Annotated in this window: 12 protein-coding genes; all 12 read right to left on the reverse strand. The window is 32.1% G+C overall.

The features are described from left to right. Positions 1–66 precede the first annotated feature (66 nt). The 12 genes from ACCQ40_RS01365 to ACCQ40_RS01420 all read right to left on the reverse strand — a co-directional run bounded on the left by ACCQ40_RS01365 (position 67) and on the right by ACCQ40_RS01420 (position 12248). A complete protein-coding gene (locus ACCQ40_RS01365) occupies positions 67–318 on the reverse strand; it encodes a hypothetical protein (protein WP_394010679.1) in 252 nt (83 codons plus the stop codon). Positions 319–375: 57 nt separating this feature from the next. After that, positions 376–1308 carry a DMT family transporter gene (locus ACCQ40_RS01370; protein WP_410032291.1) on the reverse strand — a complete coding sequence of 311 codons (933 nt, stop codon included), beginning with the start codon at positions 1306–1308 and terminating at the stop codon, positions 376–378. Between the two features lie 67 nt (positions 1309–1375). Further along, positions 1376–2104, reverse strand: coding sequence for an ABC transporter ATP-binding protein (locus ACCQ40_RS01375; protein ID WP_410032292.1), 729 nt, complete (start codon positions 2102–2104; stop codon positions 1376–1378). Beyond that, a complete protein-coding gene (locus ACCQ40_RS01380) occupies positions 2097–3056 on the reverse strand; it encodes a FecCD family ABC transporter permease (protein ID WP_410023777.1) in 960 nt (319 codons plus the stop codon). Before ACCQ40_RS01380 ends, ACCQ40_RS01375 begins: the two co-directional genes overlap by 8 nt. Next, entirely contained in the window at positions 3043–4305 is a 1263-nt protein-coding gene (locus tag ACCQ40_RS01385; protein ID WP_410032293.1) for an ABC transporter substrate-binding protein, read from the reverse strand. The genes ACCQ40_RS01380 and ACCQ40_RS01385 overlap by 14 nt, the downstream gene beginning before the upstream one ends. Positions 4306–4307: 2 nt before the next feature. Then, on the reverse strand, positions 4308–4730 hold the full coding sequence (gene larC2, locus ACCQ40_RS01390; RefSeq protein WP_410032455.1) for a nickel pincer cofactor biosynthesis protein LarC2: 423 nt from the start codon (positions 4728–4730) through the stop codon (positions 4308–4310). Between the two features lie 2 nt (positions 4731–4732). After that, positions 4733–5572, reverse strand: coding sequence for a nickel pincer cofactor biosynthesis protein LarC (gene larC, locus ACCQ40_RS01395; RefSeq protein WP_410032294.1), 840 nt, complete (start codon positions 5570–5572; stop codon positions 4733–4735). Next, positions 5573–6319 carry a nickel pincer cofactor biosynthesis protein LarB gene (gene larB, locus ACCQ40_RS01400; protein ID WP_410032295.1) on the reverse strand — a complete coding sequence of 249 codons (747 nt, stop codon included), beginning with the start codon at positions 6317–6319 and terminating at the stop codon, positions 5573–5575. It abuts the gene before it with no gap. Further along, positions 6309–7184 carry an ATP-dependent sacrificial sulfur transferase LarE gene (gene larE, locus ACCQ40_RS01405; protein WP_410032296.1) on the reverse strand — a complete coding sequence of 292 codons (876 nt, stop codon included), beginning with the start codon at positions 7182–7184 and terminating at the stop codon, positions 6309–6311. Before larE ends, larB begins: the two co-directional genes overlap by 11 nt. Positions 7185–7457: 273 nt before the next feature. After that, on the reverse strand, positions 7458–8552 hold the full coding sequence (locus ACCQ40_RS01410) for a putative NPN-dependent ornithine cyclodeaminase (RefSeq protein ID WP_410023782.1): 1095 nt from the start codon (positions 8550–8552) through the stop codon (positions 7458–7460). Position 8553: 1 nt separating this feature from the next. After that, positions 8554–9726: an ornithine cyclodeaminase family domain gene (locus ACCQ40_RS01415; protein ID WP_410032297.1), complete on the reverse strand. Its 1173-nt coding sequence runs from the start codon at positions 9724–9726 to the stop codon at positions 8554–8556. A gap of 2 nt (positions 9727–9728) precedes the next feature. Further along, a complete protein-coding gene (locus ACCQ40_RS01420; RefSeq protein WP_410032298.1) occupies positions 9729–12248 on the reverse strand; it encodes an ATP-dependent Clp protease ATP-binding subunit in 2520 nt (839 codons plus the stop codon). Between the last annotated feature and the right edge of the window lie 670 nt (positions 12249–12918).

Below are 12918 nucleotides of genomic sequence, written 5' to 3' on the forward strand. Positions count from 1 at the left end.
CCTAGACAATTATTGTCAATCTATTTTACAAACCAAATAAAAAAATCTCTAAGATATCTTAGAGATTTACTTTTTGCCTTTATATAACAAGTCTTCAAAAATTTTTATAGTTTGAGTAATTATTACAAAAATGCACATGGTCTGAAAACCATATAAAAATGGTGAGTTTGAATAGGTTGTCACATAATCTTCATGCACAGTTCCCGGCGGATTATTATAAAAAATAGCTACTGCTACTATTACAATAAACCTTACTATAGCCATGGCATGGGGTCTTGTTAGTTTTATACCAAAAACTTCTATCTTATCATTTTCCATATTGTCTCCTTAAAATAAAAAAACCCCAAAATCTATAAAAATTTTGGGGTAAGTTTGTTATGCTGTTGCTTTATTCTTATTCAAGAATGATAGTTTTGTTTCTGATATCATTATTGCAACAAACATTAGTACGAATCCTACAACTGACATTGCTGTTAAACTTTCAATTCCTAGCATAACTGGGATTAGAATACCAAATACTGATTCAAATCCAAGAATAATTGCTGCTGATGATTCGTTTGTGTATTTTTGTCCTATATTTTGTAGTAATAGGGCTACTGTTGTACAGAATATAGCTAAATATAGTAATTCAAAGATTGGTCTTGATGAATTAACTACCATATTTGAGTTATCTTCAAATATTAATGTTACTATAGCAGAAAGAATTGCTGCTGATGTAAATTGGAAGATAGTCATTAAAATTGGATCCTTGCCTTTAGTAAATTGGTTTACTGCAACGATATGTGATGCAAATAAGAAACCACTTAGTAAAGCAAGACCGTCACCAATTTTCATTTCTCTACTAGCATTAAAGATTGAAGTTCCTTTTTCAACACCTGATTTTGAGATAAGATAAATACCTATAATTGCTATAATTGCTGCCCAAATATTGTATTTATCTGGTCTATGTTTAGTAACTGCCCATGATAAGAATGGCACTATTACACAGTAGGATGCTGATAAGAAAGCACTTCTACCTGGATCTGCATATGTAACACCTAAAGTCTGGGATGAATAAGCTATAAATAAGAAAAATCCTACTATAAAGCCTGCTTTCACATCATCTTTTGTTGCTTTTCTAACTTTTTTGTTAAAGATAATAGCTAGTATGATTGCTGATAAAGCAAATCTTACCATCAAAATAAAGTTTGGGTTAAAGGTATCTGCTGCACCCTTTACCACTGTTAGGGATGAACCCCAAAGGATTGCTGTGATTAGTAGGCCCAGTTTGGCCATTGTACTACTATCACGTTTTTTCTTTTCTGTCATAATTCCTCCTTCGTGATATAGCTAAAATATATCACTTCTTTCGTTTTAGCTTTTCCTATTTATATATTTACCCTAAATTAGAATTAATATTAAACAAAAATAACAAATTATCATCTACTTCTTTTATTATTGCATCTATGTTATAAACATCATCAAACATTTTTTTGGTAAATATCTTGTATTTATTGCCAATTGCATATATTTTTTTATCATTTATTAAAATAATATTGTCAGCATATTTTTCTATAAGTTCCATTTGGTGGAGGGTTATGAGGGTAGTTAGATTTAAATCATGGGTTAGTTTTTTTATTATAGCCAAAATTTCATATTGGTTGTGTAAATCTAAGGCACTTACTGGTTCATCTAATAATAAAATGTCTGGTTTACTTATAAGAGCTTGGGCAATGAGTACTTTTTGGACTTCTCCCCCGCTCATTTTATTTAATTTCTTATTTTCAAATTCTCTAAGTTCTAAAAGATCCATAATCTCATAAGTATCTTTTATATCTTCTTTGCTAACTTTAAAGTTAAGACTTTTTACCTTACCAAGGATAATAGTTTCAAAAACGGTAAAATTGACGTTTGTATTTATATTTTGGTTTAGGTAAGAAATTTTGCCGTCTGTTTTTATCTCTCCATCATAGTTAACTAAGCCATTAATAGCATTTAGGATAGATGATTTACCAGCTCCGTTTCTTCCCATAAGTACATGGAGTTTGCCAGGTTCTATATTAAAGCTCACATCATCAATAATTTTTTTATCATAATTTATAGTAAGGTTTTTAATATCAATCATCTTTGACTCCAAACAATATTATAAATATAAGTGGAAGGCCTATTAATGATGAAATAATACCTATAGGAACTACAACTCCAGGTTTTATGACTTTAGTAACCATAGATGATGCTACTAAAAGCATGCCACCTATAATAGCTGATAAAACTAAATAATATCTTTGGTCTTCACCAACCCAGCGTCTAGCAAAGTGTGGAGCAAGAATTCCTATAAAACCTATGATTCCTACATATGAAACAGAAATTGCAGCAAGGATTGAAACCAAGATAAAAGTTTTTACCTTTAGTTTCTTAGTATCAACTCCCATAGCCCTTGCCCTATCTTCTCCAAAACGCATGGCAGTAAGCTTCCAGGCATCTTTTAATGACATTATTAAGATAAATACAAAAAATGCTAAGATTAAAAGTATTTCTTTCATAGTTGTCTTTGTAACATTACCAAATAGCCAAAATACTATAGAAGCTAAGGCTTCGTCTGTAGCCAAATATTGTAAAAGTGAAGTTAGAGAGTCAAAGAAAAATTTTACAGCAATTCCTGCTAAAATCATATCCTCAGTATTCATAGCTTTCTTTTTTGATATGTAAAATACAAAAAACATGGATATTAAAGAAAATATAATAGACCCAAAGGCAACATAGGATAGGGATAAGCCTAAGATTAAAAATAGACTTGCCCCAAATCCTGCTGCTGAAGATATCCCTAGAGTAAAGGGATCTGCCAAGGGATTATTTAAAATAGTTTGCATAATAGCCCCACCTAGTCCTAAAGAAAGTCCCACAACTATAGCTGTAAGAACTTCTGGAAGGCGAATATCAAATAAAATTGTTCTTTGAATTTCATTTAAGTTTAAAATATCAGTTAGGACAATCTTACTATCACCAATAAATAGGTCTATTATACTTGCTATTAATAAAAGAATTATAGAAAAAACTATTTTCTTACTTCTCTTCATATTTATAGGACCACGTTCCTTCTAAGTCAATCGGCATAAATTTTTCATAAAACTCTTTTAAGTCTTTATCAGGATCTAAATCCCCATATACATCAGGGTGGAAAGTTTTTGCTAAGTACTCATAAGCGTAAAAATCACTCATATCACGAACTAATTGTTGGCTAATTACATATACTTCGTGATTTTTCATAGCATCTAGGTCAGACCAGCCTGGACGTGTTTTATATTGGTCAACTTTTTCTTGAACCCAGTCAGCTGTTGTGTCATAGCCCATTTTCATAGAGTGTGGTTTTTCTACCCATTGAGATCCTGTTAAAATAATTTTTTCTGGGTTTTCTGCCAGTACAAATTCACTTGAAAGCGGGATAGCTTCATCAGCTCCTAGGGCATCTGAACCTATGTTATGGCCGCCAACATCTTCTACGATTTTGCCCCACATTTTGTTTGATCCATAAGAGTTACCGTATTCTTTTTCACCTTCGTATCCGTGTTCTACGTATACTTTTGGTTTTTCACTTTCTTCAAATTTCTTCTCAATGATAGGACTAACTTTTGATGTATAAAAATCAATTAGTTCATCAAGATTTTTATCAAGACCTGTTACATCTGCTATGAGTTTTGTAGAAGCTATATGCTTATCAAACTCTTGAGAGTGATAGTCTACGTAAAATACTGGGATATCGATTTTTTCTTGGATAGCCTCAATTTGAGTTTTAAAACCAATTGGTGCAATAATCCCATCAGCATCTGTGTTTAAGATAGACTCATACGAAAAATCGTTATCCATAAAGTTTGCAATACGTGGGACCTCTTCTATTTCAGGCATTTCTTTTTCTAGACGTGTGTAAAAGTCATTACGGTCTATTTTTACACTATCATCCATAGCTGCAATTTTTGATAAGAAATTATCCTTATCTATATACATCATTGGCATAAATGGACCACCTGAACTAGATCCTTGGATGATTACCTTATCTAAAGGTTTTTCTAAAGTAATTTCATTACCAGCTAGGTCAGTAACTGTTTTTGGATAGCCATCTTTTTGGGAAGTAGATTCTACTTTTTCTGCGCCTTCTTTTTCTGTATCTTCTTCTTTATCAGTTTCGTTTTTATTTTCTGTTTCTTTACCTTCTTCCTTTACAGTTGTTTCTTCTGTGACTGTATTTTCTTCTGGTTTGGCTTCTTGGTTATTACTACAGCCAGATAAAATCAGTGCTAAAGATAATAATAAAGTTTTGAAATATTTCATCTCTATTTTCCTTCCTTATCATATAATATTTTTAGTAAATCAAAGGCAGTTTTTATACCTATGTCCTCTTTTTGGGCAAGTTCTTTTGCTGACTCAAATTCTGGATAAGAATAAGTATCACCATTATAACTTACTACTTTATATTTGTAATCTATGCCCTCATAGGTAAGTACTTCTTTTTTGCGATCCAGGATGTCTCTTTCTATAGGGATTTTTCTAATACCTATACTGGTAGTGTGTTTAAAGATAATATCTTCAATGAGTTTTTCATTTTCTATATCGCAAATAACTGATAGCTTATAGGCTGGTCTATTTTTTTTCATATAAATTGATGTATAAAACACATCTAAGGCATATTTCATACATTCATCTACTATAAAACCTAAGACCTCACCTGTACTATCGTCTATGTTAGTTTCTAATATTTCTAATGTTTTTTTTTACTAGTTTCAATTTCCATTACTCGTAGGATATTGGTATATTTGTCGAAGTCTTTGTTACCTGCTCCAAGACCTACATTTTTTACTTTGAAACTATCAATTTTTTCGCCCTTGTCATAGTATCTTACTATGGCAGCACCAGTTGGAGTTACGTGTTCACCTTCTTCATCTAATAACTTTAAAGTTACATTTGACCCAGCTAGGATATTTACTACTGCTGGTACTGGAATAGGCATTTGCCCGTGAGATGAATATTGGTAGCCGTATCCTTCACTAAGGTCTGAAAAATAAATATTTTCAGCTCCCAAATCATCTATTAAAACAGCTGTTCCTATAATATCAATTATAGAATCTACTGCTCCAACTTCGTGAAAGTGGACTGCTGATTTTTCTATGCCGTGAGCTTTTGCTTCTGCATCAGCAATTATATCAAAGATACCTAAAGCATCTTCTTTTGCTTTTTCTGATATATCTGCCTTATTAATTAATTCTGTAATTTCTTTTAAATGTCTATGACCGTGGTGGTCATCTCCATGAGAATGTGTATAAGTATTTCCATTTTCATCTACATGTTCATGGGTGTGGTCATGGTCATGACTTTCTTTGCCTTCATGACTATGATTGTGATTTTCATTTGTTAAAATTACATCGAAGTTATTAGCATCTATATTATTTTTAATTTTTCTATCAAAGACTAATTCATAGCCGTCAATTCCTAAAGAATCAATAGCGTTTACTAATTTTTCCTTACTAGCTCCAAGGTCAAGGAGAGCTGCAATTGTCATATCTCCTGCAATCCCAGAGTTCATTTCAAAATATAAATCCATTTACTTCTCCTCAATCAATTTATTAATCTGACAAGCATTGTAGGCTGCACTATAACCATTATCAATATTTACAACATTTACCCCTTCGGCACAGGTATTTAACATAGTAAGTAGGGCTGAAAGACCATTAAAATTTGCTCCATAACCAATAGAAGTTGGTACAGCTATAATTGGTTTATTTACTAATCCCCCTATTACAGTTGGTAGGGCCCCCTCCATACCAGCAATAGCAATTATTACATTTGCTTTTGCTATTTCATCTATTTTTGAAGTTAATCTATGAAGGCCAGATACTCCTACATCATAGAACTTAGTAACATTTGCCCCAAAAAATTCAGCAGTTATCCTTGCTTCTTCAGCTACTTTTAAGTCTGCTGTTCCACCAGTACAAATGGCAATATTACCAATTTTTGGAGTTTGTTCATAAACTAGAGAAATTATTCTAGCTGTCGGATCATATGCTGCTTCTGGTACTAGTTCTAAGACTCTTTCATATTGGCTAGGAGTAGCCCTTGTTCCAATTACGGATTCTTTACGCTCACTAAAAGACTTATAAATTTGTGCAAGGGCAAAGTCTTCTTTGCCCTCACAAAATATTGTTTCGCCGAAACCACGGCGTTCTTTTCTTTGAAAATCTAGTTTTGCAAAGTCTAGATCCTTGTAGTTAAAATCTTTTAGGTAGTCTAGACCTTCGTTTATAGATATTTCATTATTTTTTATTTTTTCTAAAAATTCTTTATTGTTCATCAGTCAACCATGGATTTACTTCAGTTTTTAAGTTATCATCTACAACTTCATCCATAGAACCAGATCTGTATCCTTCTAAGTCAATGTTTACATATTTAAATCCTAAGTCTTTAAATTTTTTAACAATTTCTTCTGAATGTTCAAATACTTGGCCTAATTTTTCTTTTTCTACTTCGATTCTTGTATTATCTCCGTAAATTCTTACTCTATTTACAGCAAATCCTAGGCTTTCTAAGTAATTTTCAGCTTCTTCAATCATTGGGAACATATCAATGTCGATTCTCGTATTGTATGGGAATCTTGTTGCCATACATGGTTTTGATGGTTTTTTGTGAGTTTCTATGCCTAATTCTTTTGAATAAGCTCTTACTTCTGCCTTGCTAAGCCCTGCTTCATAAAGTGGTGATCTAGCTCCTAAATCTTTTAGCGCTTTAATACCTGGTCTAAATACTTGGTAGTCGTCTAGGTTTGTTCCATCTACTACGTAGCCATAGCCAAGTTCATCTTTTAGGTTAAAGCAATTTTCAAAAAGTCCACCCTTACAGTGGTAGCATCTGTAGTTTACGTTATTAAGTAGTTTTTCATTATCCATAATACTTACATTTGCTACTGTAAGTTCTACATCCATTTCTTCAGCTAGTCTTACACACTCATCTAGTTCATCTTTAGGAGAAAACTCTGTTACAAATGTCATAGCAACTACATCATCACGATTTTCTCTTAATTCAGATGCAAGTTTTAAAATAAGTGTACTATCTACACCACCTGAAAATGCTAAAACAAATTTTTCTTTTAGCAATTCTTTTATTATACTATCAAGCTTTTCTTTTTTTTCAGCACTAATGCTTGTTACTGTACTTTCCATAAAAAAATCCTTTCTATAAGCAAGCTACAAATATAAATAATATTGTAGCATTATTGACATTCTACAATATTATTTTATCATAGTTTGAATAAAAACTCTAACTAGTAAATTTTTTTCAAAAGAAAGTTTTTAATAAGAAAATAGGCTGATTCTACAAATCTAAGTGTAAAAATCAGCCTATTAATGTGAATCATATATGGATAAAAATAATTAATTTTTATCTATTTATTCTTAGGGCACGGAACCCTTCTTTTAAAGCTATTTAAATAACTTCTAGTTATTTAAAGCTCTATCTACGTTTCTAATGAAGTCTTGGGTATTTGTTACCATAGTAACAGCTGTTACAGTACCCCTATCAGAAAGTTTATTTACAGCAAATTCTTGGATATCTACTGTGTACATGTAAACTGGTCTGATTTCACCATCAAATTCGTTGTATGATGGAGTCATGTTTCCTGTTGCAATTGTAAATAAGATTGCTGAAAGCATGATGATTGTAGATGTTTTTCTTGAGTGAGCTCTCATAGCATCTTGTGCTTCATAAACATTGTTGATAGTTTCTGGTAGACCAAATCTATCACGAATAGTACCAGCAATTACAAAGTCAACATCATTTTCAACACAAGCTTTGATAAATCCATCTTTAACTTGTCCTGATTCTACTAATGCTTTTGTTGAACCATATTTACGAGCTAAGTTGATTGTTTCAAAAAGATTTCTTGTTGAGTTTTGTTCTTTTTCAAAGTGTTCTTGTCCCCAAGATGTACCATATAGACCACGTTCAAGGTCAAATGCTGCTGTTTCTGTACCACAGAAGATTGCATTGATAAATCCATTTTCAATTAATCTTTGTAAAGCAAGTCTAGCATCTCTATCAAGGGCAATAGCAGAACCTACTACCATTGTTACATAACCATTGTTTTCTTTTTCATGTTTTAATACTTCGTATAGGTTATCATAGTCCATTGAGAAAGCTGTTTCTCTTGAACGACCTGAACGGAAAGCAAATGTATCTTTTTCGCTACCTTCTTCAAGGAAACCTTGTGTCCATACGTAGATACCTTCTGAAGCATCTTCTGTACGTCCGATAGCTACTTTATCGCCTACTTTTAGGTTTCTAAATTCAACGATATCAACACTTTCTTCACCTGGAGTATCATTTACTACACAAACAGTATCCATTCTAGATTCTGTTGCAAGTACCCATTTGTCATTAACTTTGAAGTATTCTGGGAATACAGAAAGTGCGTGGTAGTGGCGTGGGCTGATACCTTCTTCTGTTACTTCTTCAAGTTTAACATTTGGGGCATTTTTCAAGAAATCTTGATCAAAATCAGGGTGATGATATTTTGGCATTTCAAATTTCATCTTATAATTCCTCCTTGCTTTGTTCTTTGTGGCCTGTTATTTGAACAGTTTCAGTTGCTGGAATTTCCATATCTTCAGAAAGTACTCCTTGTGCTGGAGAAACTAATGCTTTTTCACAGTTAACTACAAAGTCTTGTACGTTTGTTACCATTGGTACAAATCCCATGTATTCTCTAGCTGCACCTACTTTGTGTACTACGTTTTCTGTAACGTCTATTGAGTATAAGTATACTGGTGAAACTGTTCCGTCTGCTCTTTTTTTGTAACTTGAAGCTAAGTTTGCAACTGATACACTGTGAAGCATTGTAGCAATACAGATAACTAATGTTGCTTTGTCAAGTTCTTTTTTAGTAGCGTTTAAAGCATCATCTGTATCTCCGTGTACTTCTGGAAGTGGACCGTCATCTCTGATTGATCCTGATAGTACAAATGGGATATCCATATCAGAAAGTGTTTTGATGATACCATCTTTTACGTTACCACCTGCGATAAATTCTTTTATAGAACCTGCATCTCTTACTTCATTTAGTAAGTCTAAGTGGTTGTAGTGACCCATTGGTTGGTTTACTTGTGTGTAGATATTTTGTCCTAGAGCTGTTTGTAGGAATCCACCTTCAAGGTCGTGAGTACACATAGCGTTTCCTGCAAGTAAGCAGTTGATGTATCCATTTTCTGCAAGTTTATTTAAAGCATTTCTTGTATCATAGTCAAATACAACACTTGGTCCTAGAACCCAAACTATGTATCCATCTTCACTGTCACGTTCATGTTCCATTAAATCAAATAATTTGTCATAATCGGTTGAGAAAGATGTTTCTACTGATTTTCCTGGTCTTGAGTAAACTTCTTCTGGGAAACCTTCAGCATTAACAACAATTCCGCTTTCTGCTTCATCATCGCCTCTAAGTACAACTTCTTCGCCTGCTTTTAAATCTCTAATTTCTTTGATAACTACATCACTACCTTCAACAACTGCTACACAGTTAATTGATGTGTGTTCTGGTAATACCCATTCGCCATCTACTTTGTAGTAAGTTGGCATGTAAGTTGTTAGATAAAATTCATCTGGTGCTACACCATCTTTTTCAACTTTACCTAGTTTTACATCCTGAGCATTTTGATACTTTTCATCTGAAAAGTTTGGACTAACATATTCTGGTACTTGAAAAGCCATTTTTACCTCCAATTTTTTTCTTTTGCTGTCAGATTTAGTTTTTCATCTTCAAATTTTAGATTTATTTGCAATGGATTATCTGACTTCGTTGCTAAAATTTCTTTACTTATCTCTAGATAAACTTCTTGTTCGATAAATTTTTTGATATCTCTAATATCCATATCCATTTTTATAGCATAAGCGGTTAGATTTTTTATAAAATTATCATCATATACTAATTCAATACGGTTTTCTTCAAGATCATCTTCTAACTTGTCTAAGTTGATAGTTATTAGTTTATCGATAGAATCTTTTTCTAGTTCGTTTAGATAAAAAACATAATCCACTACATTACTTATACCCGAGATATTGTTTTCTAAATTATTATCTTTAATATTTTCAGAAGTGGTTAAGAAAATCATAGTATTTTTTAAATCGATACTGCGTCCTTTATTATCCTTTAGCTTACCTTCACTTAAGATTTGTGAGATTAAACTTTGGATTTCAATATTAGCTTTTTCGATATTATTAAATACTACAACGCTATATGGTTTTGTTCTTATAGCCTCAGTAAGCACTCCACCTACTTCATAGCCAACATATCCTGGAGGAGCTCCTATCAGTTTTGTTACAGATGATTTTTCGGTAAACTCACCCATATCAAATCTTAGTAAGCTAGTATCTCCATCAAATAAATATTTTGAAGTTAGCTCTGCTATATAACTTTTGCCTGCGCCAGTACCGCCAATTAGGAAACTTCCGATAGGTTTGCTCCTATTAAATAAGCCACCTTCAGAAATTAAATAGGTATCTATGATTTTATCAATCATTTGATCATTACCTACAAACTCACTTTTCATCTTTTGCCTAATATCATCTAGGTTTTCGATTTTGTTTAGTTGTAGTTTTATCTTTGGCATGCCAGATAATTTAGAAATAATCTCTTTTACTTCAGAACTTGTTACGCTAGTTGATAGTGGATAGTAAGCTTCTTGACTATTTAACTTATCAAGTTTAGCTTCTACCAATTTTTTAGACTTCATCTTTTCGTCTAATTGGTTAATATCATGCTCATTTTGAGCTATTTCTATATCACTTAAAATGCCTTCAAGTTCTTTTTCGTATAGTAAAATTTGCTCTTGTCTTTCTTTTTCTTTGTTATATAACTGGGTCTTTTCTTCTAGAGTCTTTTTCAAATCCTCTATTTCATTCTCTTTATCTAGGATCCTATCTTTTGATATATTATCTGTTTGGTCGTCTAGGGCAATTTTTTCCATCTCAAGCTGGATTAATGCGCGGTTTAAGTTGTCTATTTCGACTGGTTTCTGATCTTTGGTCATTCGCGTTAATGCAGCTGCTTCATCGATTACATCTATGGCAACATCAGGTAATTTTCTGTAAGATAAAAATCTTTTTGAAAGTTTTACTGCATCTACAAGAGCAGTATCTGATATTTTTACCATATGGTGTTTTTCATATTTTGCCTTTATACCTCTAAGGATAGCAATAGATGTCTCAACGCTTGGTTCTGCTACCATAATTTTTTGAAATCTTCTATCTAGGGCCCCATCTTGTTCAATATACTTTTTGTATTCCTCAGTTGTGGTTGCACCTATTATAAAAATTTCACCACGGGCAAGCATTGGTTTTAAAATATTTGCTGTATCCATAGTTCCAGATGTATTTCCTGCACCGATGATATTGTGAATCTCATCGATAAATAGGATTATTTTGCCATCTGAGTCTCTTACAGTTTCAAGGATTTTTTTAAGTCTATCCTCAAAATCTCCCCTAAATTTTGTACCTGCAACTAACGATGTCATATCTAGGGAAAAAACTATCCTATTTTTCAAATTGTCAGGCACATCGCCTTTTACAATTCTTTGGACAATCCCTTCAACAATTGCTGTCTTACCAACTCCAGCTTCACCAATTAGGATAGGGTTATTTTTTATCCTACGAGATAAAACACGGATTGAACTACGAGTTTCCTCTTCCCTACCAATAACTGGATCAAGCTTACCCTCAATAGCTTCTTTGGTTAGATTTCTCCCATATTTTTCAAGGCTAGCTATAGTTTCTTTTGCAACACCATTTAGGAATTGTTCATTAAATTTCCTAGATACAAATTGCATAAAGTCATCATAGTTAAGCTCATGTTGGTTTAAAATTTTTGAACTTGTAGTTTCTGTTTCCTTTAGTAAAGCTAGAAAAATATGGTCAAGGTTTACTTTTTCTTCAAATAAATTACGAGACAATTCTTCAGCTACTAGCAAAACTTTTTGGTAAGACCTACTTACATAAAGCTTTGTAACACCCTTAGCACTTCTTATCCTAGTTAAAGCATTTTCTACGTCATCTTTTAATTGTTGGAAATTAACTGAAGATTCTTTTAAAAACTCTTCTATTTGATTGTTAGGATTTTGCAAAATTGCATAAAGTAAATGTAAGTCTGTCACCTCAGAATTTGCATACCTAATTGCAATCTTATTTGCATGATTTATAACATCCACAGATGCTTGCGAAAACTTTTTAATATCCATTAAGTTAATTACCTCCAAATGCCATGAAAAACATCAATATTTTTTTGCGTTAAAATTTAATGTTAGATAAATATTTATCTAACCTATATAAATTTTTACCCAAAAATAGAAATATTCCCCAGGTATAGAAACATCTTGCCATGGCAGAAACCAAATCCTTAAGTGTTAAAACTGATATTCTAAATATTTACTAAGCTAGTAAGTACGTTATTAAGTTTATTTAGTATGTACTCTTATAACGTTAATAACATATTTAGCTTATAGATTTTTAGGATATAGGTTCTAAACTTACTAATATTACCACTTCTTCTAACATTATGTTTGGCTTTTGCCTATATGTAGTATAACACAACCAAAAACGATTTCCAATATTTTTTGTTTATTTTATTATATAAGCTAAGTATTTAGTCTATTTTTTATCAAAATTAAAAATATAATATATTTCTAAATTAAGGATGTAAATAAAAAGCTTGAAACCTCTTTGGTTTCAAGCCTTAGTTTTTATTTATATTTTTATACTTTAAATAAGCATTTGCCGTCATAAAGATAGATACTATGAGTATTATCCACCAATATGAACGAGATTTTTGATATTGTAAGTATGTTAACAAGTATAGTAATGCTGCCGTGACAGCACTTGTTATAAACTCCATATACTCTAAGTTATTTT

Source organism: Anaerococcus cruorum, from assembly GCF_046365495.1.
Classification (GTDB): Bacteria; Bacillota; Clostridia; order Tissierellales; family Peptoniphilaceae; genus Anaerococcus; species Anaerococcus cruorum.